We start from the raw sequence: 21,077 nt of genomic DNA on the forward strand, positions 1-21,077 counted from the left end.
CCGCGCGCCGGCGCCCGCCCCAGCCGCGCCACCCGATTCGCCGAGCGCGCCCCCGAGGCCGCGCCCATGGCGGGCCCGGCCCCCGCCCGCCGCGAGAAGGCCGCCGCCCCGCGCGAGAAGACCGAGCCCAACACGCTGTGGCTCTACGGCCTGCACACCGTGGCCGCGGCGCTGGCCAACCCGCAGCGCCGGCTGCGCCGCCTGCTGCTCACCACCGAGGCCGAGGCGGCGCTGGCCGAGCGCCTGCCGCGCCCCTGGAAGATCCAGCCCGAGCGGGTGGAGCGCGGCCGCTTCCAGACCTTCCTGACCGAGGACGCGGTGCACCAGGGCATCGCCCTGCTGTGCGAGCCGCTGCCGCCGGTGCCGCTGGAGGATGCGCTGGCGCGCTCGCGCGGGCCGGTGCTGCTGCTCGACCAGGTGACGGACCCGCGCAATGTCGGCGCCATCCTGCGTTCGGCCGCCGCCTTCGGCGCCGCGGCGGTGGTGATGCAGGACCGCAACGCGCCGCCGGAGACCGGCGCCATGGCGCGCGCCGCCGTGGGCGCGCTGGACAGCGTGCCGGTGGCGCGGGAGGTGAACCTGGCCCGCACCATCCAGACGCTGCAGCGCGCCGGCTACTGGGTGATGGGGCTGGATGGCGACGCCAACAACACCCTGGCCGAGGCCCGCCCGAAGGACCGCCCCGTGGCCCTGGTGCTGGGCGCCGAGGACACCGGCCTGCGCCGCCTGCAGCGCGAGACCTGCGACGAGCTGGTGCGCCTGCCCATCAGCGGCGCGGTGGAGAGCCTGAACGTCTCGGTCGCCGCCTCGGTGGCGCTCTACGAGCTGGTCCGGAAGGACTGAGGGAAACCGCGTGGGGCGGATGCGCATCCGCCCCACCGCATTCGCCAACCCTTAACCTTTCCGCGCCATCCTGCCCCTGCCGTCACCGGACGGACCTCCACAATGCCAAGACGGCCGCATCCTGGGACACGACCATGCCCCCCCGGCCCGCAACCTGGCACGATTTCTCCGAGCAGCAGCAGCTTGCCCTCTCGCGCGAGGCGCTGCGGCGCGCCGCCGAGACCCTGGCCGGCCATGCCGAGCTCCTGGCGCGCGAAATGGAAGGCGGCTCGCTGCTCGACCAGGGCGGCCCCGATGCGTTGCGCCTCTTCGCCTCGGTGGTGCGCGCCACCAGCACCGACGCCTTCGGCCCCGTGCTGCGCGCCTGAGCCCGGGGAAGCGCGCCCCATGCCGGACACCCCCTCCCCGCAGCCCATCGAGCTTCGCATCTTCTCCCTCGGGCAGGAGCAGGCCCTGCGCGAATGGGCCAGCCGTCACGCGCTGAACATGCAGTTCCGCCCGCTGGAGGATTTCCTGCCCGGCGAGGGCACGGGCGCCATCGTCGCCATCGCCCGCGACGCGGAGGCGCGGCGTCGCCTCGCCCGCGACTTCGCCGCCCCGTGACGCCACGCGCGCCGCCGCCGGCGGGACCGGGGGTCAGTCGGGCCTGATCCCCGCCCGCCTCACCACCGCCGCCCAGCGTTCCGCATCGGTCAGGATCCGCCGCTCCAGCGCCGCGGGCGGTTCGTCGAGCACCTCCACCCCGAGCGCGGCCAGCCGCTCGGCGACATCCGGCCGGCGCAGCGCCGCCTGACCGGCGGCGTGCAGCCGCGCGGCGATGGCGGGCGCCGGCCCGGCCGGCGCCACCAGCCCGTGCCAGCCCGTGGCGGCGAGGTTGCGCAGCCCCGCCTCCTCCAGCGTCGGCACCTCCGGCAGGGCGGCGGCGCGGCGTGGCGCGGACACGGCGAGGCCGCGCAGCCGGCCGCCGCGCACATGGTCGGTGACGGCGCCGATGTTGATCCACACCCCCTCCAGATGCCCGGCCAGCAGGTCGTTGATGGCCAGGGCGCCGCCCCGGTAGGGCACATGGGTCCAGCGGATCTCGGCCGCCTGCTGCATCAGCTCGCCGACGAGGTGGGAGAGGCTGCCATTGCCCGGCGTGCCCACCGCCAGGGCGCCGCCGCGCGCCGCCTCGGCGAATCCGGCCAGGTCGCGCTGCGGCGCCTCGGCCCGCACCACCAGGATCTGCGGCACGGCGACACCGGGCAGGATGGGCTCGAAGGCGCGCAGCGGGTCGTAGCCCAGGCGCGGGAAGAGGGCGGCGTTGATCGACAGGCTGTCGGAGCCGGCGAGCAGCGTGTAGCCATCCGGCTTCGCCCGCGCGGCGGCCTCGTAGCCGATGTTGCTGCCGGCGCCGGGCAGGTTCTCCACCTGCACGGCGCGGCCCAGCGCCTCGCCCATGCCGCGGGCCAGCAGCCGCGCCACCAGATCCTGGCTGCCGCCCGGCGCCACCGGCACGATCAGCCGCAGCGGCCGGTCGGGAAAGGCGGCGGTCTCGGCGGGCTGGGCCCGCGGCGCGCGGGCCGGCGGCAGCAGCGGCGCGGCCAGGGCGGCGAGCAGGCCCGGCAGGGCGCGGCGGGGCAATCTATTCTGCGTCATGAAATCGTGGTTTCCCGAAGGGCGTTCCGGCGCCTGCCTCTCATCGTCCCGAACCTCGTCAGCTCCGGCTGTGCAGCGTCCCGGCGCGGCATCTCCGGGCCGCTTCGGCGGGCAGGGGCAAGGAATCAGACGCAAGGAAGGGGCCGGAGTGTTTTCTTGGAACTTACCGTAGAATGACTTATATGCCGTTTGTCAAACGTGTTTAACGGGAAGCCCATCATGCTCCACGCGGAAGACAACCGGCCCACGCCACAGGCCCTGCCCGCCTGCGCCTTCGCCGCCCCCCTGGCGGCGGAGCCGGACCTGCCGGTGCTGCTCAGCCTGGGGGCCTGCCTGCTCGCCACGCTCGCCCTGGGGCTCGCCGGCGGCTGAGCCGCCGCCGGCCGGGCGCGCGCAGGCCCGCGGCAGGCCCGTCCATCCCCTTGATCGCATTGCGATAGCCAGGAGCGCAAAGCCTCGCCCGATGGCCGATTTCCTGTCGTTGCGCCCTTGCGCGCGGCGGCGATGCGGGCGCATCGTCCGGCCTCCACAATGGCAGCTTCAGGAGTACGGGCCATGGGCGTGACGGCAGCCGACAGCAACGCGGCTCTGCAGGCGAGGCGCGAGGCGGCGGTGCCGCGCGGCCTCGGCATCCAGCTTCCGGTCTTCGCGGCGAAGGCCGAGAACGCCGAGATCACCGACATCGAGGGCAAGCGCTACATCGATTTCGGCGCCGGCATCGCGGTGGTGAACACCGGCCACCTGCACCCCAAGGTGAAGGCCGCCGTCGCCGCGCAGCTCGAGAACTTCAGCCACACCTGCATCCAGGTGATGCCGTATGAGGGCTACATCCGCCTGGCCGAGCGGCTGAACGCCGTGGTGCCGACGCGCGGGCCCCGCAAGACGGTGTTCCTCACCACCGGCGCCGAGGCGATCGAGAACGCGGTGAAGATCGCCCGCCACCACACGGGCCGCAACGGCGTCATCGCCTTCTCCGGCGCCTTCCACGGCCGCACCCTGCTCGGCATGGCGCTGACCGGCAAGGTGGTGCCCTACAAGGCGGGCTTCGGCTCGATGCCGGGCGAGGTGTTCCACCTGCCCTTCCCCGTCGCCTACCACGGCAAGGAGGTCGAGCAGACGCTGGAGGCGCTGGAGGTGATGTTCCGCGCCGATGTGGACCCCAAGCGCATCGCCGCCATGATCATCGAGCCGGTGCAGGGCGAGGGCGGCTTCTACATCGCCCAGGCCGAGCTGCTGGCCGGCATCCGCCGCATCTGCGACGAGCATGGCATCGTCATGATTGTCGACGAGGTGCAGACCGGCTTCGCCCGCACTGGCAAGCTGTTCGCCATCGAGCATTCCGGCGTGCAGCCGGACATCATCACCATGGCCAAGTCGCTGGCCGGCGGCTTCCCGCTCTCGGCCGTCACCGGCAAGGCGGAGATCATGGACAGCCCGATGGCCGGCGGCCTCGGCGGCACCTATGGCGGCAACCCGCTGGCCTGCGCCGCCGGCAACGCCGTGCTCGACGTGATCGAGGAGGAGGGCCTCTGCGCCCGCGCCGACCAGATCGGCGAGATCATCGTCTCCGCCCTGAAGGAGATGCAGGCGAGCAACAGCCTGAGGGGCGTCATCGGCGACATCCGCGGCCTCGGCGCCATGGTGGCGATGGAGCTGGTGGCGGGCGACGACGCCAACCGCCCGGACCCCGACCTGACCAAGGCGCTGGTGGCGCGCGCGGCCCAGAAGGGGCTGGTGCTGCTCTCCTGCGGCGTGCGCGGCAATGTCATCCGCTTCCTGGTGCCGCTCACCGCCTCCGATTCGCTGGTGAAGGAAGGCATGGGCATCCTGGGCGAGGCGCTGCGCGAATGCGTCGCCGAGCGCACCGCCTGAGCCCAGGCGCCTGACGGGGGGAGACAAGCCGGCAACTCCATGATCGGCGCTGCATTGAAGGGGGCGGTGCTCGCCCTGGCATTCCTCGTCGTGGCGCGGGTCATGGCGGGGAACGGGGGGACCACCCCCCTCCCCCTCGGCTCAGCGCTGGAGGGTATCTCCCTCGCCCGGCTGGGCGAGGTCGCCCTGCTGGGGGCCGGCACCGCCCTGGCGCTGCTGCTGCTGCGCTGGCCCCTCCCCTTCGGGCCGCGCCGCGCGCTGGGCGGCGGGCTAGTGGTGGGGGCCATCGCCATCGTCGTGTTCCACCAGGCCAGCCTGTTCGTGCTGCACCAGGCCTTCCGCCTGGTGCCGGAGCGCGGCTTCCTCTTCGCCCCGCTGCCGGGCACCGAGATCCCCGCGCTCTACGCGCTGATGCTGGTGGGCGCGCTCGGCGGCGCCTTCCTCTCGCTGATCCTGCGCTGGGTGCACGCCCTGCCGGACCTGCTCTGCGGCGCGCTGCTCGGCGCCTTCGGGCTCACCCTGTTCGGCCGGCTTCCCGGCGTGCCGGGCTTCGAGGCGCCGTGGTGGCAATGGGCCATCGTCAATGGCGGCTGGGGGTGGGGCACCGCCTTCCTGCTGCGCCCCCTGGCCCTGCGCGGCGGCGAGGCGCGCTACCAGCGCGAGCCACCCGCGGTCCACTGAGGGTGGCGCGGCTGGTGGCGCGGCGGGTGGCGGCACCCTCCCGCCGCGCCACCCCCTTCTTTTTTCCGCCGGGCATGGGCATCTCTGGCGCATGACCGATGCGCTGCGCGTCCGCCCCGACCCCTCCGACCCCCGCCTCACCCGCCGGGTGGCGGGGCTCGACCAAGCGGGGCGGCCCGTCGAGGTCAGCGTCACCGTCGAGCGGCCGCTGACGCTCTACCTGAACGGGCAGGAGATCGTCACCATGATGACGATCGGCGACCATCCGGAGGACCTCGCCCTCGGCTACCTGCTGAACCAGGGGATGCTGCGGCCGGACGACCGCGTCTCCGCCATCGACCATGACGAGGATCTCGGCGTCGTCGTCGTCCGCACCGAGCGGACCACGGACCACGAGGCGAAGCTGCGCAAGAAGACGCTGACCTCCGGCTGCGCCCAGGGCACCGCCTTCGGCGACCTGATGGAGGGCTTCGCCCAGGTCCGGCTGCCGGTGGAGGCCGAGTTGCGCACCTCCTGGCTCTACGGCCTGCTGCGCGCCATCAACACCCTGCCGACGCTCTACCTGGAGGCCGGCGCCATCCATGGCTGCGCGCTGTGCCAGGCGGACCAGCCGATCGTCTACATGGAGGATGTCGGCCGCCACAACGCGGTGGACAAGATCGCCGGCTGGATGTTCCGCGAGGGCGAGCCGGGCGCCGACAAGATCTTCTACACCACCGGCCGCCTCACCTCCGAGATGGTCATCAAGACCGTGCGGATGGGCATTCCCATCCTCATCTCGCGCTCGGGCTTCACCGCTTGGGGGGTGGAGCTGGCGCGCGAGGCGAACCTCACCCTCATCGGCCGCTGCAAGGGCAGCCGCTTCATCGCGCTCGCCGGCGAGAGCCGCATCGTCTTCGACGCCGACCCGGCGCGGGATGGCGAGGAAAGCCCCCGCCACTGGCGCAAGAACAGCCGGGAGGCGGAAAGCCATGCGGGCTAAGACGCTCGGCCTCGTCCTGGCGGGCGGGCTGGCGCGCCGCATGGGCGGCGGCGACAAGCCGCTGCGCCCGCTCGGCGGAAGGCCGATGCTCGACCATGTGCTGCTCCGCCTGCGCCCGCAGGTGGCGGGCGTGCTGCTGAACGCCAATGGCCACCCGGCGCGCTTCGCCGCCTGGGGCCTGCCGGTGGCGGCCGACGGGCTGCCCGGCCATCCCGGCCCGCTCGCCGGCATCCTGGCCGGGCTGGACTGGGCGGCGGCGGAGCGGCCGGACCTGCCCTGGCTGGTCTCGGTGCCGGGCGATTCGCCCTTCATCCCGGCCGACCTCGTGGCGCGGCTGCACGCGGCGCGCGTGGCGGCGGGCACGCCGCTGGCCTGCGCCCGCTCCGGCGGCTGGTCGCACCCGCCGATCGGCCTCTGGCCGGTGGCGCTGCGGGATGAGTTGCGCGCCGCGCTGCAGGGCGGCGAGCGCAAGATCGACCGCTGGACCGCCCGCTTCGGCTGCGCCGAGGCCGAGTGGCCCGCCACGCCGGTGGACCCCTTCTTCAACGCCAACGCGCCGGAGGAGCTGGCGGAGGCGGAGAAGCTCTTGCGGTCCGCGCCGCCGCTGCCCATAGCTTGAGGCACGCCATTCCGCGGAGCGAGAAACCATGAAGGCATTCATCACCGGCGTCGTGGCCGCCATCATCCTGGCCACGGCAGCCTCCTTCGTGCTGGACACCGAGGTGCAGCGCGACGCCGAGACCGCCTTCCAGACCCGCGGCGTGCGGCTGTAACGCAGCGGCCGGGGAGAAGCCGCGGCCCTCCCCGCCGGCCGGCGCCCGCGTTCAGCCCCGCGGGTCGCCGGCGTTCGGGAAGAAGAGCTGCTCGCCGTCGATCCTGTAGCCGGCGATGGCCGCCTGCCCCTCCTGCGACACCAGCCAGTCGATGAAGGCTTGGCCCTCCGCCTGCTTCACATGCGGGTGCCGCGCCGGGTTCACCAGCATCACGCCATACTGGTTGAACAGGCGCTGGTCGCCCTCGGTGACGATGGCGAGGCCGCGGCGGTTGCGGAAGCTGATCCAGGTGCCGCGGTCGGCCAGCAGATAGGCCTCGGCGGCGGCGGCGGTGTTCAGCGCCGGGCCCATCCCCTGCCCGATCTCCTTGTACCAGCCGCCGCCGGTGGCCGCCGGGTCGATCCCCGCCTGGCGCCACAGCCGGAGCTCGGCCGCATGGGTGCCGGAGCGGTCGCCGCGGCTGATGAAGGCCGCCTTCCTCTCCGCGATGGCCTTCAGCGCGGCGGCGATGTCGGCGCCGGCGGCGCGCACCCCCGCCGGGTCCGCCTTCGGCCCGGCCAGCACGAAATCGTTGTACATCACGGGATAGCGGCGCGTGGCGTAGCCCTCGGCGACGAACCTCTCCTCCGCCGCGCGGTCGTGCACGAAGACCACGTCGGCATCGCCGCGCCGGCCGACATCGAGCGCCTGCCCGGTGCCCAGCGCCACCACGCGCACGGCGATGCCCGTCTTCGCCGTGAAGATCGGCAGGATGTGGCCGAACAGGCCGGACTGCTCGGTGGAAGTGGTGGAGGAGACGGTGATGCTGCGCTCCTGCGCCAGGGAGGGCGACAGGGGCGGCAGGCTGGCTAGCAGCCCCGCGAGCAAAGGCAGCAGGGGCAGGAAGAGGCGGCGGCGCATGGGCTCTGGCTCCGGTCCGGCATTTTGTCTCGGGCAGGCAAACTGACACGGCAGGCGCTGGCGGGGAGCCGCCCCATTCCCTAGCATCCGCCGTCACCTGCCGGAGCCTGCCGCCTGATGCCGGAATTTCTCACCCTGAAGGAAGCCGCGCGGCTGCTGCGCCTGTCCGAGCGTGCCCTCTACGACCTGGCCCGGCAGCAGCGCCTGCCGGCGGTGATCCTGGCCGGCAAGTGGATCTTCCCGCGCGACCTGCTGCTGCGCTGGATGAGCCGCGCCGCCGGGCCGGAGGCGGCCCGCCTCGCCCCGCCCGCCATCCTGGCCGGCAGCCACGACCCGCTGCTGGACTGGGCGGTGCGGCAATCCGGCTGCGGCCTGGCCATCGCCGCGGGCGGCAGCCTGATGGGGCTGGAGACCCTGGCCGCCGGCCGCGCCCTGGCCGCCGCCACCCACCTGCCGGACCCCGATGGCGGCGCCTTCAACGAAGCCACGGTGCGCGACCTGCTGCCGGACGCGCAGGCGGTGGGGCTGGTCTGGGCCTGGCGCGAGCAGGGGCTGATCCTGCCCGCCGGCAACCCGCAGGCGGTGCGCGGCATCGCCGACCTGGCGCGGCCGGGGCTGCGCGTGGCCGGGCGCCAGCCGCGCGCCGGCAGCCACCTGCTGCTGCTGCACCTGCTGGCCGAGGCGCAGATCCGGCTGGACTCCCTCCGCTTCCTGGCCGAGCCCGCCATGGCGGAGGACGAGGTGGCCGCCGCCGTGGCCGAGGGCCGTGCCGAGGCCGGCTTCGGCATCCGTGCCGAGGCGGCGGCGCGCGGGCTGCACTTCCTGCCGCTGATCCGCGAGCGCTTCGACCTCGTGGCGCGGGCGCAGGACTGGTTCGGGCCGGAGCTGCAGGCGCTGCTCCGCTTCACCCGCACGCCCGGCTTCGCGGCGCGGGCGGAGCGGCTGAGCGGCTACGACATCGCCGCCTGCGGCAGCGTGGCCTTCCGGGTCTAGAGCAGATCGCGAGCAGGCTGCTTCGCCTGATCGCGTGAAGATGCTCGTGAAAACAATGAGCCAGAGCCTTTTCTGTGAGCCAGTGCGAACGGAAAAGGCTCTAGGCCGTCACTTCTCGCAGCGGACGAACACCGTGCCCCGGTTGGCCAGCTCGCCGATGTCGGCGGCGCTGCGCTCCGCGCCCGCGCTGGGGGCGGCCTGCGGCGTGATCTGGGCGCGGCGGAGGAATTCCTGCGCCACCGCGCCCTTCACCGCGAAGTTCACGTTCTGCGGGATGTCGCCGGTGCGCTTGGCGATGTTCTGCGCGTGCAGCTTGCTCACCACCACGCCGACGATGTGGCCCTGCATGTCCAGCAGCGGGCCGCCGGAATTGCCCGGCTGCACCTCGGCGCTGATCTGGTAGTGGTTGGGGTTGTTGCCGAGGCCGTTCAGCCCGTTCACCTCGCCCCGCGTCAGCTTGGGGTCGGAGGAGAGCAGCCCGGCCAGCGGGAAGCCGAAGGCGATGACACCCTCGCCCCGCCGCACCTCGGGGCTGGCGCGGAAGGGCAGCGGCTCGCCCGGGTCGCCCGGCACGGCCAGCAAAGCGAGGTCGATGCCGGCATCCACCCGCGCGGGCGGCACGGCGGGCAGCGTCCGCCCGTCGGCGGTGCGGACGAAGATGCGGTCGCAGCCATCCACCACGTGATGGTTGGTCAGCACCCGGTCAGTGGCCACGACGAAGCCGGTGCCGGAGGCGGCGCGCGCCTTGGGGTCCGGCTGGCCGGCGGCGGGGCGGCTGGGCGCGGCGCGCAGCGCGGCCTCCTCCACCACCACGCGCGGCTCGGCGCAGATGTCGCGGTCCCGCAGCACCGCCACCCGGCCATCCGCCACGGTCAGGCGGATGTCGAAGCGGCAGCCGGCCTCGGCGCGGGTGCGCAGGGTGAAGGATTTGTCGGTCGGCATCGGCCGCGGCAGGGTGTTGGCCCCCCAGTCGGCGCGGCCGCTGCGCACCGCCTGCAGGCTGGTGGCGTCCTGCCCGGTGCGGTTGACGAGCTGGAGCCGGTTGCCCGCCTCCGCCGGGGCGGCGGGAGCCGGTGCCGTGGGGGCCGTGGCAGCGGGAGCCGGTGCCGTGGAGGCCGGTGCCGGGGAACCCTGCGCCAGCGTGGTGGCGGGCAGGGCGAGGAGGGCGCAGAGCAGGGCGGTGCGGTGCATGACGGGCGGGATGTTCTCTCTCGGCGGCTCCGGGTCAATGGCCAGCCCCGCGCTTGCGGCGAGGTTTCCGCATTCGCCCCTTGACCTTCCCACAATGGGAATCCCCATCTTGGCGTCATGCCCGACCTCGCCCCCGCCCCCACCCGCCTGACCCTGCCCGTGACCGGCATGACCTGCGCGAGCTGCGCCGGCCGCGTGGAGCGTGCCCTGCGAAAGGTGCCGGGCGTCACCGAGGCCCGGGTCAACCTGGCCAGCGAGCAGGCGGAGGCCGAGGGCACCGCCAGCCTCGAGGCGCTGCGCGAGGCCATCGCCCGCGCCGGCTACGGCGTGGCCGAGACGGAGCGGGACCTCGCCATCGAGGGCATGACCTGCGCCAGCTGCGCGGGGCGGGTGGAGCGCGCGCTGCGGAAGGTGCCGGGCGTGCTGGACGTCTCGGTGAACCTGGCCTCGGAGACGGCGCATCTGCGCCTGCTGGCGGGGACGGAGACCGCGCCCCTGGCCGAGGCCATCGGCCGCGCCGGCTATGCCCTGCGCGCCGAGGCCGGGCCGGACGAGGAGGCCACGCAGGCCCGCCAGCTGCGGCGGGAGCGGCTGGAGCTGGCGCTCGCCTTCGCCCTGGCCGCGCCCTTCCTCATCGGCATGGTGGGGATGGCCTTCGGCCGGCACTGGATGCCGCCGGGCTGGGCGCAGGCGCTGCTGGCGGCGCCACTGCAATTCTGGCTGGGGCTGCGCTTCTACCGCGCCGGCTGGTCGGCGCTGAAGGCGCGCACCGGCAACATGGACCTGCTGGTGGCCATCGGCACCAGCGCCGCCTTCGGCCTCTCGCTGGTGCTGCTGCTGCAGGGCGAGCCGCATCTCTACTTCGAGGCGGCGGCGGTGGTCATCGCCTTCGTGCTGCTGGGGCGGCACCTCGAATCGCGCGCCCGCCGCGCCACCGGCGCCGCCATCGCGGCCCTTCTGGCGCTGCGCCCGCGCACCGCCCGCCGGCTGGATGCGGCGGGGCTGGAGCAGGAGGTGCCGATCGCCGCCCTCCACCCTGGCGACCGCGTGGTGGTCCGCCCCGGCGAGCGCATCCCCGCCGACGGCACGGTGGAGGAGGGCGCCTCGGGCGTCGATGAAAGCGCGCTGACCGGCGAGAGCCGCGCCGTGGAGAAGCACCCGGGCGACACGGTGGCCACCGGCACGGTGGCGCTGGATGGCAGGCTGGTGCTGCGCGCCACGGCGGTCGGCGCCGAGACGCGGCTGGCCCAGGTGGCGAAGCTGGTGCAGGCGGCCCAGGCCAGCCGCGCGCCGGTGCAGAAGCTGGTGGACCGGGTCAGCGCCGTCTTCGTGCCGGTGGTGCTGGGCATCGCCGCCCTCACCTTCCTGGGCTGGTGGCTCGCCGGCGGCGGGGTGGCGGCGGCCATCCTGCACGCGGTGGCGGTGCTGGTCATCGCCTGCCCCTGCGCGCTGGGCCTGGCGACGCCGGCCGCCATCATGGCCGGCACCGGCGCCGCCGCCCGCGCCGGCATCCTGATCCGCGACGCCGAGGCGCTGGAGCGGGCCGGGCACATCACCCTCGTCGCCTTCGACAAGACCGGCACGCTGACCGAGGGCCGCCCCCGGCTGGCGGCGCTGCACCCCGCCCCGGGCCAGGACCGCGCCGGGGCGCTGGCCGCCGCCGCGCGCCTCCAGGCCGGCAGCGAGCATCCGCTGGCCCGCGCCGTGCTGGAACAGGCCGGCGGCACGCCCGCCCCGGCCGAAGCCTTCCGCGCCCTGCCCGGACGCGGCGTGGAGGGGGTGGTGGACGGGCAGCACCTGCTGCTCGGCAGCAACCGGCTGCTGGCCGAGAGCGGCGCCGCCTCCGGCCCGCTGGCCGCCGAGGCCGAGGCCGCTGCCGGGCGCGGCGAAACCCTCTCCTGGCTGATCCGGCCCGAGCCGCCGGAGGCCCTGGCCCTGCTGGCCTTCGCCGACACGCCGCGCGAGAGCGCCGGCGCGGCCGTGGCAGCGCTGCGTGCCCAGGGCGTCGCCACCGGCATGCTGAGCGGCGACGCCCCCGCCGCCGCCCGCGCCGTGGCGCAGGGCCTCGGCATCGCGGAGGTGGCGGCCGAGGTGCTGCCGGCGCAGAAGGCCGAGCGCGTCGCCGCCTGGCAGCGCGAGGGCCGCCGCGTGGCCATGGTGGGCGATGGCGTGAACGACGCCGCAGCGCTCGCCACCGCCGATCTCGGCATCGCCATGGGCAGCGGCACGGATGCCGCCATCGCCGCCGCGCATGTGACACTGCTGCGCCCGGACCCGGCGCTGGTGCCGGCGACGCTCTCCATCACCCGCGCGACGCTGGCAAAGATCCGGCAGAACCTGGCCTGGGCCTTCGGGTTCAACACGCTGGGCATCCCGCTCGCGGCCTTCGGCCTGCTCTCGCCGGCACTGGCGGGGGCGGCGATGGCCTTCTCCTCGGTGGCGGTGCTCTCCAACGCGCTGCTGCTCCGCCGCTGGAGGGCGCGCGCATGAACATCGGCGAGGCGGCGCGGCGCTCCGGCCTCAGCGCCAAGATGATCCGCCACTACGAGGCGGAGGGGCTGCTGACGGCACGGCGCCTGGCCAATGGCTACCGCGACTACGCGGAGGCCGACATCGCGGTGCTGCGCTTCATCCGCCACGCCCGGGCGCTCGCCTTCCCGCTGGAGGATGTGCGCCGCCTGCTGGCGCTGTGGCGGGACCGCCACCGCGCCAGCGCCGATGTGCGGCGCATCGCGCTCGACCATGTCGCGGCGCTGGAGGCCAAGGCGGAGGCGATGCAGGCCATGGCCCGCTCGCTGCGCCACCTGGCCGCCCACTGCCACGGCGATGCCCGCCCCGACTGCCCCATCCTGGACGAACTGGAGAAGCTGCCATGACCGAGACCCACACCCTGACCGTGCAGGGCATGAGCTGCGGCCACTGCGTGCGCGCCGTGACCGAGGCGATCCGCGCCGAGGACCCGAAGGCGGAGGTGGCGGTGGACCTCGCCGCCGGCACGGTGCGCGCCGCCACCGGCCTGCCGCGCGCGCGCGTCGCCGCGCTGGTGGCGGAGGAAGGCTACACCGTCACCGGCTGAAGCGCGCGGGCACCGGCTGAAGCGCGCGGGCACCGGCTGAAGCGCGCCGGCCGCGGCGCCTTCAGACTTTCTTCAGGGAAGCATGGCAGGAATCCCCGGCATCTGCGGGCGGAGGATCTGGCATGAGCGGTCTTTGGAAAAACCCCACCCTGCCGGGCGCGCCCGGCGCGGGCCCCGGCATCGTGCCGGGCGGCCGGCGCAGCCCCTCGCCGCTGGCCGACTACCAGCAGGCCCGCTTCACCGGCTATGGCGGCAGCGACGTGCACCAGGCGGCGCCGCCACCGCCGCCGGCCGCGCTCAACCCCATCCTCAACCGCCTGCGGGACGACCTCGCCCAGCTTGTCGAATCGCACCGGGACTTCTTCTCCCGCAATGCCGAGATGGATGCGCGCGCCCTCACCCGCACCCGCCAGGGCTGGGCCGTCACCTGGCGCCGCTGGGCGCTGGACGATCTGGGGGAGCAGGTGGCGGAGACGCGCGGCGTCTTCGTCATCCACCGCGGCGACAGCTTCCATCACCGCCTCTTCCTCGACCGGAACGGGCAGCAATTGCTGGCCGTGCAGCCGCGGGACCCGCTCTCGCCGATGCGCTACCGCAAGCTCAGCCCCAGCACCGATCTCTGCGACCTCTACGGCCCCTTCGCCCGCCTCGCGGACAGCCCGCTCGGCTGAGCGGGCGCGGTCAGAGCGCCTGGAACATCACCAGCGCGTCCACCTCGCCGGCCGTGGGGTGGCGGAACGCGCCCGGCAGGCGGGCCAGGATCTCGAAGCCCATCGCCTGCCACAGCCGCACCGCCCGCTCATTGGTGCTGACCACGCAGTTGAACTGCATCGCCCGGTAGCCGCGCGCCCGGGCGTGCTCCAGCGAGTGCGCGCACATCGCCCGCGCAACGCCCCGCCCGGTGGCGGCCGCCGCGGTCATGTAGCCGCAATTGGCCACATGCGCCCCGCCCCCCGCCTGGTTGGGGCGGATGTAGTAGGTGCCGAGGATCTCGCCCCCCGCCTCCGCCACGAAGGTCTCGCGGTCCGCGCCCAGCCAGTAGGCCAGCGCCGCCGCCTCGCCCATGTCGCGCGGCAGGGCATAGGTCTCGCCGGCACGGATGGTCGGGCCGAGGATGGACCAGAGGGAAGGCTGGTCCTCGGGGCGCGCGGGGCGGATCAACATGCGGCGAAGCTCTCCTGCTGGAAGCCCCGGTTTAGGCAGGGCGGCGGCGCGGCGCCAGCGCGGGGGCCGGCCAGGGGGGCTTCCCGCCCCGGCGCCGCGCGTTACTCTGGCCGGGCGCCATTCCACGGCGCCACCGCCGGAGGAAACCCAGGCCCATGCTGCCGCTCGCCCGCTTCACCGTGCTCGACCTCACCCGCGTCCGCTCCGGCCCCACCTGCGTGCGCCAGCTGGCCGACTGGGGCGCCAATGTCATCAAGATCGAGGCGCCGGAGGCGGTCGACACCGGCAAGGGGCTGGGCGGCGACACGCTCGGGCCGGACTACCAGAACGTCCACCGCAACAAGCGCGGCATCACGCTGAACCTGAAGTCGCCGGACGGGCTGGCGGCGTTCCGGCGGCTGGTGGCGCAGGCCGATGTGGTGGTGGAGAACTACCGCCCCGACGTGAAGGACCGCCTCGGCATCGGCTACGAGGCGCTCGCCGCCATCAACCCGCGCATCGTGCTCGGCTCCATCTCCGGCTTCGGGCAGGACGGCCCCTATGCGAAGCGGCCCGGCTTCGACCAGATCGCCCAGGGCATGGGCGGGCTGATGAGCGTGACCGGCCTGCCCGGCCAGGGGCCGGTGCGTGCCGGCATCCCCGTGGCCGACCTCACCGCCGGGCTCTACTGCGCCATCGGCATCCTCGTCGCGCTGCTGGAGCGGGAGCAGACGGGGCGCGGCCGCTGGGTGCACACCTCGCTGCTGGAGGCGATGGTGGGCATGATGGACTTCCAGGCCACGCGCTGGACCATGAAGGGCGAGGTGCCGCAGCAGGCCGGCAACGACCACCCCACCACCATTCCCACCGGCCTGTTCCGCACCAGCGACGGCGTCATCAACATCGCCGCCGGCGGCGGCGAGATGTGGCGGCGCATCGTCGGCGTGCTCGGCATCGAGGCGGAGGCGGCCGACCCCGACCTCGCCACCGACAAGCTGCGCTCGCAGAACCGCACCAAGACCAACGCCGTGCTGCAGGCGAAGCTGGAGACGGACACCGCCGCCCACTGGATCGAGGCCTTCAACGCCGCCGGCGTGCCCTGCGGCCCGGTCTATTCCATGGACCAGGTGTTCGACGACGCGCAGGTGCGGCATCTCGGCCTCGCCTGGCCGGTGCGCCACCCGCAGCTCGGCGAGATCAACCTGGTGCGGCCGCCCATGCAGCTCGCCGGCGTCGAGCCGCCGCGCCAGCCGACGCCGGAGCGCGGCCAGCACACCACCTCCGTGCTGCGCGAATTCGGCTTCGCCTCGGAGGAGATCGACACGCTCCGCGCCAAGAAGGCCATCTGACCCCATGCGCATCACCGCCATCCGCGACGGCGTCGCCCCGATCGCCAGCGACATCGCCAACGCCTATATCGACTTCTCGAAGATGACGGCGAGCATCGTCGCCGTCACGGTGGAGGACGGCCATGGCCGCTCCGCCACCGGCTTCGGCTTCAACTCCAACGGCCGCTACGCCCAGCCCGGCCTGCTGCGGGAGCGCTTCATCCCGCGCCTGCTGGAGGCGCCGGAGGTGGCGCTGGCCACGCCCGAGGGCACGCTGAACCCGGCCGGCGCCTGGGCCGCCATGATGCGCAACGAGAAGCCCGGCGGGCATGGCGAGCGCTCCGTGGCGGTCGGCGTGCTGGACATGGCGCTGTGGGACGCGGCGGCGAAGCTGGAGGGCAAGCCGCTCTGGGCGCTGCTGGCCGAGCGTTACCGCCAGGGCCAGGCCGATGAGAGCGCCTGGATCTACGCCGCCGGCGGCTACTACTACCCGGGCAAGGATGTCGGCGCGCTGGTCGAGGAGATGCGGCGCTACCTCGGCATGGGCTACTCGGTGGTGAAGATGAAGATCGGCGGCGCCCCCGGCACGCCGCTGCGCGACGCGCTGAAGGAGGACATCGCCCGCATCGAGGCGGTGCTGAAGCTGCTGGGCGGCGACGGCTCCCGCCTCTGCGTGGACGTCAACGGCCGCTTCGGCCTGCACGCGGCGCTGAGCTACGCCGCAGCTCTGGCCCCCTACAAGCTGCGCTGGTACGAGGAGCCGCTCGACCCGCTGGACTACAGCACCCACGCCGCGCTGGCCGAGCATTATGCCGGCCCCATCGCCACCGGCGAGAACCTGTTCTCCATGCAGGATGCGCGCAACCTGATCCGCCATGGCGGGCTGCGCCCGGACCGCGACATCCTGCAGTTCGACCCCGCCCTCTCCTACGGGCTGGTGGAATATCTCCGCACGCTGGAGATGCTGGCGCAGCATGGCTGGTCGCCGCGCCGCTGCGTGCCGCATGGCGGGCACCAGTTCGCGCTCAACATCGCGGTGGGGCTCGGCCTCGGCGGCAATGAGAGCTACCCGGAGGTGTTCGCGCCCTTCGGCGGCTTCGCCGACGATACGCCGGTGCAGGAGAGCCGCATCCGCCTGCACGACACGCCCGGCATCGGCTTTGAGAAGAAGTCGGCGCTGTACGCGGTGCTGAAGACGCTGGTGGGGTAAGCCAGGAAGAGGTTCTTTTTTGGAAAAAAGAACCAAAAAACTTTTGTCAGTTTGGCCCGCGCCATCCACGGGCGCCGCGCCAGACTGACAAAGTCTTTTTGCTTCTTTTTCTTCAGAAAAAGAAGAATGCCTTACTGGCCTTCCCCTGCGGCCGATGGTCCGACGCCAAGCCGGGCATAGACCTCGGAAAGCTTCTTCTCATAGGCGGCGTTGCTGAACAGCGCGGCGCGCTGCGGCCCGGCGGCGGCGAGCCAGCCGCGCAGCTCCGCATTGGTGTCGAGGGCGCGGATCGCCTCCACCATCGCCCGCACGTCGTAGGGGTCGACGGTGATGGCGGCCTCGCCCACCACCTCGGGCAGGGAGGAGGTGTTGGAGGTCATCACCGGCGTGCCCAGCATCATCGCCTCCAGCGCCGGCAGGCCGAACCCCTCGTAGAGCGAGGGGAACAGCGCCGCCCTGGCGCCGCGGATCAGCGAGATGAGCAGCCGGAAGGGCGCATAGTCCAGCAGGATGATCTTGCGCCGGGTGCGCAGGATGGAGCCCTCCTGCACCTGGTAGCGGATGTGGTCGTCGAACAGGAGCTTCAGCTCCTCCTCGCTCTTCCAGGCCTGCTTGCCGACGATGACCAGCGGCAGCTCGGAGCCGGAGGCGAGGAAGGCCTCGATCATGCGGCCGACATTCTTCTTCGGCTCGATGGCGCCGAAGAACAGGAAGTAGCCCTTCCAGGACAGGCCGAAGCTGCCCATCACCTCGTCCTGCGCCTCGTTCAGCGGCTTCTCGGTGAATTTCCGCGGCAGGTCGACGGCCTGGTAGGTGTTCGTCACCTTCTCCGGGTCGGCGCCGAGCAGGTTGATGATGTCCCGGCGCGAGGCCTCGCTCACCGTCACGATATGGTCGGCCTGGCGCACCAGCAGGCGGTTCAGCCGGTAGTAGCGGCGCTTGTTGTCCAGCGTCGTGTAGGGCAGGCGCAGCGGCACCAGGTCGTGCAGGCAGTAGATGTTCTTCGCGCCCGAGAGCCGCATCGGCACCGGGTAGGTCCAGTGCATGATCTCGGGCGGGCGCGGCATCCGGATCGTCAGCCGGTGCTTGAAGTGCTTGAAGTAGTTGGCCGCCAGGGAAAAGCCGTTCTCGACGTTCCACAGATGGTCGAAATGCGGCATCCGGCTTTCGAAGGTGCTGGCCACGACGTTGCCGGTGATCGGCACGCGGGTGGCGTATTCGCCGAGCGGCCCCATCGCCACCCGGCGCATGGCGCGCAGCCAGCGCAGCAGCTTGGCGCTCTCGCCCACGCGGTTGTCGAAGAAGGCGATCTCGCGGATCAGCTCATTGCGGCTGGGGCTGGCGCGGGTGCCGTAGAGCACCCCCACCTCCGCCCCCATCGCCCCCAGCCGGAAGCTCAGGTTGCGGGCATAGGTGGCGACGCCCGTGCCCTGGTCGAGCGCGAGGTTGTAGCCGTCGAGGTAGATTCGGGAGCGCATGGAGAGACCCTAGGCCGAGATCCATCCCAGGGGTAGCCGGGTGGGCGGGCACCCGTCCATGCTCCCTTTCCGCGGAGGGTGCCCGGCTCTTGACCGCCATGCCCCGCGGAGGGGATGGAACAGCGGAGACCAAAGCGGGAGCGGACATGCTGGACGATGCGGAGGCGTTGCGGCGGGAGGCGGACGAGCTGCGCAACCGGCGGGAATGGCGCGCTGCGGCGGCGGCCTACGCGGCCTTCCTGCGCCTGCGCCCCGAGGATGCCGGCATGCAGGTGCAGCAGGGGCACTGCCTGAAGGAGGCGGGCGACATCGCCGGCGCCCTGGCGCTCTACCGCGACGCCGCCCGCAAGCGGCCGGAGGAGGCCGACATCCCGCTGCAGATCGGCCATGCCGAGAAGTTGCGCGGCGCGCGCGAGGCGGCGCTGGCCGCCTACGGCCATGCCCTGCTGCTGGACCCGCGATCCGAGGATGGCTGGCGGGAATGGCGCGCCCTGGCCGGCGAGCGCCCGGCGCGGCCCCTGGCCACGGCCGCCGCCGGCGTGGTGCTGGACCTGACCGACCTCGCCGCCTGGATCCGCGGCGGCCGGCGGGCGCCGAGCGGCATCCAGCGCGTGCAGCTCGGCCTCGCCCGCGCCGCGCTGTCCGCGCCCACGCCGCCGCCGCTCTGCGCCATGCCCGCCGAGGGCGGCGGCTGGCGCGCCCTGCCGGCGCCGCTCTTCCTGCGGCTCGAGCGGCTGATGACCGAGGGCGCCGACCCCGAGGCGCCCGAATGGCGCGACGCCGCCACGCTGCTGGAGGCCCTGCTGGCCAGCCCGCCACCGCTGCGCTTCGCCCCCGGCGCGGTGCTGGTGACGCTGGGCGGCACCTGGGGCCAGCCGGACTACCTCGCCAGCCTGCGCCTGGCGCGCGAGCGGGACGGGCTGCGCCACGTGCCGCTGCTGCACGACTGCATCCCGCTGCTGCTGCCCGAGCATTGCGCGGAAGGGGTGACGCGGGCCTATGCCCGCTGGTTCGCCAGCCTCTCGCTGCATGCCGATGGCGTGCTGGCGGTCTCCCGCTCCACGCGCGACGACATGCGCCGCCTGCACACGGCGCTGCTGCCGGAGCTGCCCGTGCCCCCGGCCGCGGTGGTGCCGCTGGACGCCGCGCCGCGCCCCCTGGCCGCCCTGCCCTCCGCCCCGCCGCCCGAGCACCCCCTGCTGCGCGACGGCACGCCCTTCGTGCTGTTCGTCTCCACCATCGAGGGGCGGAAGAACCACCTGATGGTGTTCGGCGCCTGGCTGACGCTGCTGCGCCGGCTGGGCCCGGGCGCCGTGCCGCTGCTGGTCTGCGTCGGCCGGCCGGGCTGGCGGGCGGAGGCGGCGCTGGCGCTGCTCGACTCGGTGCCGGAGCTGCGCGCCCGCGTCCGGCTGCTGCACGACGTGCCGGACCCGCTGCTGGCGGCGCTGTACCGCAAGTGCCTGTTCACCCTCTACAACAGCCACCATGAGGGCTGGGGCCTGCCGGTGACGGAGAGCCTGGCCGCCGGCAAGGTGCCGCTGGTGCCCGAGCATTCGGCGCTGCGCGAGGCGGGGGAAGGCGGCGCGCTGTTCTTCGCTCCCGGCAGCGAGCCGGACCTGCTGGAGAAGCTGACCCGGCTGATCACCGAGCCGGAATTCCGCGCCGCGGCCGAGGCACGCATCGCCGCCGCGCCGCCGCTGCGCGGCTGGGAGGCGGTGGCGGCACAGCTGATGGCGGAGGCGGAGCGCCTTGCCGGCGGCGCCGCGCCGGGGCTGCCGCCGCCTTCCCTGCTCGGCCGCCTGCCGGTGCCCGCGGGCCGGCGCCACCGGCTGCGGCGGCTGGAGACGGGGCGGCCCTGCCTGGAGATGGCGATCGCCGAGGCGGTGCGGCAGGGCGAGGGCTGGCACCCGCTGGCGGCGGAGGAGGCCTGGACCCGCCCGGGCGAGGCGCTGCTGGCGCTGCCGCTGGGCCCGGAGCAGGCCGGCCCGCTGCGGCTGGAGCTGGAGCTGCGCGCCCCGGCCCCCGCGCACCGCATGGTGGAGATCCTGGCACAGCGCGAGGACGCGGCGCCGGCCGCCCCGGTGCCGCTGCATCTGCGGGCGGGGCAATCGGCCATCCTGGCGCTGGACGTGCCGGCCGGCGGCCCGCTGCTGCGCGTGGAGCTGCTGAGCCGCGTGCCGCCGGCCGACCGGGAGGCCGGGCATCTGGGCATCGGCCTCACCGGCTTCAGCCTGGCCCGCGCCGGGCGGCTGGACGAACGGCTGGCCCTGCTGGAGCAGCGCCACTTCCTCGTCCCCGCCGCGCGGCCCGGGATGTGACGCCGCCGGTGACGCCGCCCGTCTTCGACGCCGCCTTCCAGGCGCGGCTGGAGGCGCTGTTCCGCTGGCGGCGGGATGTCCGCCATTTCCGCCCCGACCCGGTGCCGGAGGCGGCGTTGGAGCGGCTGCTGGCGCTGGCGGCGCTGGCCCCCTCGGTGGGGCTGAGCCAGCCCTGGCGCTTCGTGCTGGTGGAGGATGCGGCGCGCCGCGCCTGGCTGCGGGAGAATTTCCGCCGCAGCAACGCCGAGGCCCTGGCGGCGCAGCCGGCGGAGCGTGCCGCGCGCTATGCCCGGCTGAAGCTGGCGGGGCTGGAGGAGGCGCCCTGCCTGCTCGCCCTCTTCGCCCTGCCCGACCCGGCGCAGGGCCACGGGCTGGGCCGCCGCACCATGCCGCAGACCCTGGACTATTCGGCGGTGATGGCGGCGCACACGCTGTGGCTGGCCGCGCGCGCGGAGGGGCTGGGCCTCGGCTGGGTGTCGATCCTGGAGCCGGAGGGGATGGCGGCGGCGCTGGCGGTGCCGGCGGAATGGCGCTTCATCGGGCTGTTCTGCCTGGGCTATCCGCAGGCGGACTCCGAGACGCCGGAGCTGCAGCGCGAAGGCTGGGAAACGCCCCGCCCCGCGCCGCTGCTGCGGCGCTGAGGGCCGGGGC

The 21,077-nt window shown here is 73.9% G+C and carries 23 protein-coding genes; 18 read left to right on the forward strand and 5 right to left on the reverse strand.

Features of this window, described 5'->3' with window-relative positions; genetic code table 11:
• The first annotated feature begins 66 nt into the window (after positions 1-66).
• The 3 genes from rlmB to ACFOY6_RS18385 all read left to right on the forward strand — a co-directional run bounded on the left by rlmB (position 67) and on the right by ACFOY6_RS18385 (position 1,446).
• Positions 67-843 (forward strand): 23S rRNA (guanosine(2251)-2'-O)-methyltransferase RlmB, encoded by a 777-nt coding sequence (gene rlmB / locus ACFOY6_RS18375; RefSeq protein WP_379651893.1) that lies wholly within the window; start codon positions 67-69, stop codon positions 841-843.
• A gap of 134 nt (positions 844-977) precedes the next feature.
• Positions 978-1,211 carry a hypothetical protein gene (locus tag ACFOY6_RS18380; RefSeq protein ID WP_109517984.1) on the forward strand — a complete coding sequence of 78 codons (234 nt, stop codon included), beginning with the start codon at positions 978-980 and terminating at the stop codon, positions 1,209-1,211.
• A gap of 19 nt (positions 1,212-1,230) precedes the next feature.
• Positions 1,231-1,446 carry a hypothetical protein gene (locus tag ACFOY6_RS18385; protein WP_109517985.1) on the forward strand — a complete coding sequence of 72 codons (216 nt, stop codon included), beginning with the start codon at positions 1,231-1,233 and terminating at the stop codon, positions 1,444-1,446.
• 33 nt (positions 1,447-1,479) lie between these two features.
• On the opposite strand, the gene ACFOY6_RS18390 is transcribed toward ACFOY6_RS18385, so the two are convergent.
• The gene (locus ACFOY6_RS18390; RefSeq protein WP_379651879.1) at positions 1,480-2,481 is read right to left on the reverse strand and encodes a Bug family tripartite tricarboxylate transporter substrate binding protein; all 1,002 of its coding nucleotides are present in this window, start codon (positions 2,479-2,481) and stop codon (positions 1,480-1,482) included.
• Positions 2,482-2,700: 219 nt separating this feature from the next.
• Here ACFOY6_RS18390 and ACFOY6_RS18395 point away from each other — a divergent pair, with 219 nt between their 5' ends.
• From ACFOY6_RS18395 to ACFOY6_RS18420, 6 genes are all read left to right on the forward strand, one after another.
• Positions 2,701-2,853: a hypothetical protein gene (locus ACFOY6_RS18395; protein ID WP_181378198.1), complete on the forward strand. Its 153-nt coding sequence runs from the start codon at positions 2,701-2,703 to the stop codon at positions 2,851-2,853.
• 183 nt (positions 2,854-3,036) lie between these two features.
• Positions 3,037-4,353: a 4-aminobutyrate--2-oxoglutarate transaminase gene (gene gabT / locus ACFOY6_RS18400; protein WP_379651880.1), complete on the forward strand. Its 1,317-nt coding sequence runs from the start codon at positions 3,037-3,039 to the stop codon at positions 4,351-4,353.
• Between the two features lie 39 nt (positions 4,354-4,392).
• Complete coding sequence (locus ACFOY6_RS18405; protein ID WP_379651881.1) at positions 4,393-5,034, forward strand: hypothetical protein; 642 nt, start codon at positions 4,393-4,395, stop codon at positions 5,032-5,034.
• Between the two features lie 91 nt (positions 5,035-5,125).
• Positions 5,126-6,016, forward strand: a complete 891-nt coding sequence (gene fdhD / locus ACFOY6_RS18410) for a formate dehydrogenase accessory sulfurtransferase FdhD (protein ID WP_379651882.1) — start codon at positions 5,126-5,128, stop codon at positions 6,014-6,016.
• Entirely contained in the window at positions 6,006-6,635 is a 630-nt protein-coding gene (gene mobA / locus ACFOY6_RS18415) for a molybdenum cofactor guanylyltransferase MobA (RefSeq protein WP_109517990.1), read from the forward strand. Before fdhD ends, mobA begins: the two co-directional genes overlap by 11 nt.
• A 28-nt stretch (positions 6,636-6,663) precedes the next feature.
• Complete coding sequence (locus ACFOY6_RS18420; protein WP_281262105.1) at positions 6,664-6,789, forward strand: hypothetical protein; 126 nt, start codon at positions 6,664-6,666, stop codon at positions 6,787-6,789.
• Positions 6,790-6,840: 51 nt separating this feature from the next.
• Here ACFOY6_RS18420 and ACFOY6_RS18425 read toward each other — a convergent pair whose 3' ends face one another.
• Positions 6,841-7,689, reverse strand: coding sequence for a substrate-binding domain-containing protein (locus tag ACFOY6_RS18425; protein WP_379631456.1), 849 nt, complete (start codon positions 7,687-7,689; stop codon positions 6,841-6,843).
• Positions 7,690-7,806: 117 nt separating this feature from the next.
• On the opposite strand from ACFOY6_RS18425, the gene ACFOY6_RS18430 reads away from it, so the two are divergent.
• Entirely contained in the window at positions 7,807-8,682 is an 876-nt protein-coding gene (locus ACFOY6_RS18430; protein ID WP_109517992.1) for a helix-turn-helix transcriptional regulator, read from the forward strand.
• A gap of 108 nt (positions 8,683-8,790) precedes the next feature.
• On the opposite strand, the gene ACFOY6_RS18435 is transcribed toward ACFOY6_RS18430, so the two are convergent.
• Positions 8,791-9,873: a trypsin-like peptidase domain-containing protein gene (locus ACFOY6_RS18435; RefSeq protein ID WP_379651883.1), complete on the reverse strand. Its 1,083-nt coding sequence runs from the start codon at positions 9,871-9,873 to the stop codon at positions 8,791-8,793.
• 117 nt (positions 9,874-9,990) lie between these two features.
• On the opposite strand from ACFOY6_RS18435, the gene ACFOY6_RS18440 reads away from it, so the two are divergent.
• The 4 genes from ACFOY6_RS18440 (at position 9,991) to ACFOY6_RS18455 (ending at position 13,620) form a co-directional block, all read left to right on the forward strand.
• Positions 9,991-12,363, forward strand: coding sequence for a heavy metal translocating P-type ATPase (locus tag ACFOY6_RS18440; protein WP_379651884.1), 2,373 nt, complete (start codon positions 9,991-9,993; stop codon positions 12,361-12,363).
• Positions 12,360-12,749, forward strand: a complete 390-nt coding sequence (gene cueR, locus ACFOY6_RS18445; protein ID WP_109517995.1) for a Cu(I)-responsive transcriptional regulator — start codon at positions 12,360-12,362, stop codon at positions 12,747-12,749. The genes ACFOY6_RS18440 and cueR overlap by 4 nt, the downstream gene beginning before the upstream one ends.
• Positions 12,746-12,949, forward strand: a complete 204-nt coding sequence (locus ACFOY6_RS18450) for a heavy-metal-associated domain-containing protein (protein WP_109517996.1) — start codon at positions 12,746-12,748, stop codon at positions 12,947-12,949. The genes cueR and ACFOY6_RS18450 overlap by 4 nt, the downstream gene beginning before the upstream one ends.
• Before the next feature lie 122 nt (positions 12,950-13,071).
• Entirely contained in the window at positions 13,072-13,620 is a 549-nt protein-coding gene (locus ACFOY6_RS18455; RefSeq protein ID WP_379631463.1) for a hypothetical protein, read from the forward strand.
• Between the two features lie 10 nt (positions 13,621-13,630).
• On the opposite strand, the gene ACFOY6_RS18460 is transcribed toward ACFOY6_RS18455, so the two are convergent.
• Positions 13,631-14,113, reverse strand: coding sequence for a GNAT family N-acetyltransferase (locus ACFOY6_RS18460; protein WP_379651885.1), 483 nt, complete (start codon positions 14,111-14,113; stop codon positions 13,631-13,633).
• A gap of 155 nt (positions 14,114-14,268) precedes the next feature.
• Here ACFOY6_RS18460 and ACFOY6_RS18465 point away from each other — a divergent pair, with 155 nt between their 5' ends.
• Together ACFOY6_RS18465 and ACFOY6_RS18470 are read left to right on the forward strand one after the other, a co-directional pair.
• Positions 14,269-15,441, forward strand: coding sequence for a CaiB/BaiF CoA transferase family protein (locus tag ACFOY6_RS18465; RefSeq protein WP_109517999.1), 1,173 nt, complete (start codon positions 14,269-14,271; stop codon positions 15,439-15,441).
• Positions 15,442-15,445: 4 nt separating this feature from the next.
• Positions 15,446-16,630, forward strand: coding sequence for an enolase C-terminal domain-like protein (locus tag ACFOY6_RS18470; protein WP_379651886.1), 1,185 nt, complete (start codon positions 15,446-15,448; stop codon positions 16,628-16,630).
• Positions 16,631-16,761: 131 nt separating this feature from the next.
• Here ACFOY6_RS18470 and ACFOY6_RS18475 read toward each other — a convergent pair whose 3' ends face one another.
• Positions 16,762-18,108, reverse strand: coding sequence for a glycosyltransferase family 4 protein (locus ACFOY6_RS18475; RefSeq protein ID WP_379631465.1), 1,347 nt, complete (start codon positions 18,106-18,108; stop codon positions 16,762-16,764).
• 146 nt (positions 18,109-18,254) lie between these two features.
• Between ACFOY6_RS18475 and ACFOY6_RS18480 the strand changes: the two genes are divergently transcribed.
• The gene (locus ACFOY6_RS18480; RefSeq protein ID WP_379651887.1) at positions 18,255-20,426 is read left to right on the forward strand and encodes a glycosyltransferase family 4 protein; all 2,172 of its coding nucleotides are present in this window, start codon (positions 18,255-18,257) and stop codon (positions 20,424-20,426) included.
• An 8-nt stretch (positions 20,427-20,434) separates the two neighbouring features.
• Entirely contained in the window at positions 20,435-21,067 is a 633-nt protein-coding gene (gene bluB / locus ACFOY6_RS18485; RefSeq protein WP_379651888.1) for a 5,6-dimethylbenzimidazole synthase, read from the forward strand.
• The last annotated feature ends 10 nt before the right edge of the window (positions 21,068-21,077 follow it).

Source organism: Teichococcus aestuarii, from assembly GCF_042651065.1.
Taxonomy (GTDB): Bacteria; Pseudomonadota; Alphaproteobacteria; order Acetobacterales; family Acetobacteraceae; genus Pseudoroseomonas; species Pseudoroseomonas aestuarii.

What these genes read in the sequence shown, in the direction of transcription:
- ACFOY6_RS18480 (WP_379651887.1), top strand. Translation starts at nt 18,255, where the DNA reads ATGCTGGACGATGCGGAGGCGTTGCGGCGGGAGGCGGACGAGCTGCGC.
- ACFOY6_RS18450 (WP_109517996.1), top strand. Translation starts at nt 12,746, where the DNA reads ATGACCGAGACCCACACCCTGACCGTGCAGGGCATGAGCTGCGGCCAC.
- ACFOY6_RS18460 (WP_379651885.1), bottom strand. Translation starts at nt 14,113, where the DNA reads ATGTTGATCCGCCCCGCGCGCCCCGAGGACCAGCCTTCCCTCTGGTCC.
- ACFOY6_RS18425 (WP_379631456.1), bottom strand. Translation starts at nt 7,689, where the DNA reads ATGCGCCGCCGCCTCTTCCTGCCCCTGCTGCCTTTGCTCGCGGGGCTG.
- ACFOY6_RS18435 (WP_379651883.1), bottom strand. Translation starts at nt 9,873, where the DNA reads ATGCACCGCACCGCCCTGCTCTGCGCCCTCCTCGCCCTGCCCGCCACC.
- rlmB (WP_379651893.1), top strand. Translation starts at nt 67, where the DNA reads ATGGCGGGCCCGGCCCCCGCCCGCCGCGAGAAGGCCGCCGCCCCGCGC.
- gabT (WP_379651880.1), top strand. Translation starts at nt 3,037, where the DNA reads ATGGGCGTGACGGCAGCCGACAGCAACGCGGCTCTGCAGGCGAGGCGC.
- ACFOY6_RS18395 (WP_181378198.1), top strand. Translation starts at nt 2,701, where the DNA reads ATGCTCCACGCGGAAGACAACCGGCCCACGCCACAGGCCCTGCCCGCC.
- ACFOY6_RS18385 (WP_109517985.1), top strand. Translation starts at nt 1,231, where the DNA reads ATGCCGGACACCCCCTCCCCGCAGCCCATCGAGCTTCGCATCTTCTCC.
- mobA (WP_109517990.1), top strand. Translation starts at nt 6,006, where the DNA reads ATGCGGGCTAAGACGCTCGGCCTCGTCCTGGCGGGCGGGCTGGCGCGC.
- fdhD (WP_379651882.1), top strand. Translation starts at nt 5,126, where the DNA reads ATGACCGATGCGCTGCGCGTCCGCCCCGACCCCTCCGACCCCCGCCTC.
- ACFOY6_RS18465 (WP_109517999.1), top strand. Translation starts at nt 14,269, where the DNA reads ATGCTGCCGCTCGCCCGCTTCACCGTGCTCGACCTCACCCGCGTCCGC.
- cueR (WP_109517995.1), top strand. Translation starts at nt 12,360, where the DNA reads ATGAACATCGGCGAGGCGGCGCGGCGCTCCGGCCTCAGCGCCAAGATG.
- ACFOY6_RS18455 (WP_379631463.1), top strand. Translation starts at nt 13,072, where the DNA reads ATGAGCGGTCTTTGGAAAAACCCCACCCTGCCGGGCGCGCCCGGCGCG.
- ACFOY6_RS18475 (WP_379631465.1), bottom strand. Translation starts at nt 18,108, where the DNA reads ATGCGCTCCCGAATCTACCTCGACGGCTACAACCTCGCGCTCGACCAG.
- ACFOY6_RS18470 (WP_379651886.1), top strand. Translation starts at nt 15,446, where the DNA reads ATGCGCATCACCGCCATCCGCGACGGCGTCGCCCCGATCGCCAGCGAC.
- ACFOY6_RS18420 (WP_281262105.1), top strand. Translation starts at nt 6,664, where the DNA reads ATGAAGGCATTCATCACCGGCGTCGTGGCCGCCATCATCCTGGCCACG.
- ACFOY6_RS18380 (WP_109517984.1), top strand. Translation starts at nt 978, where the DNA reads ATGCCCCCCCGGCCCGCAACCTGGCACGATTTCTCCGAGCAGCAGCAG.
- ACFOY6_RS18430 (WP_109517992.1), top strand. Translation starts at nt 7,807, where the DNA reads ATGCCGGAATTTCTCACCCTGAAGGAAGCCGCGCGGCTGCTGCGCCTG.
- ACFOY6_RS18405 (WP_379651881.1), top strand. Translation starts at nt 4,393, where the DNA reads ATGATCGGCGCTGCATTGAAGGGGGCGGTGCTCGCCCTGGCATTCCTC.
- ACFOY6_RS18390 (WP_379651879.1), bottom strand. Translation starts at nt 2,481, where the DNA reads ATGACGCAGAATAGATTGCCCCGCCGCGCCCTGCCGGGCCTGCTCGCC.
- ACFOY6_RS18440 (WP_379651884.1), top strand. Translation starts at nt 9,991, where the DNA reads ATGCCCGACCTCGCCCCCGCCCCCACCCGCCTGACCCTGCCCGTGACC.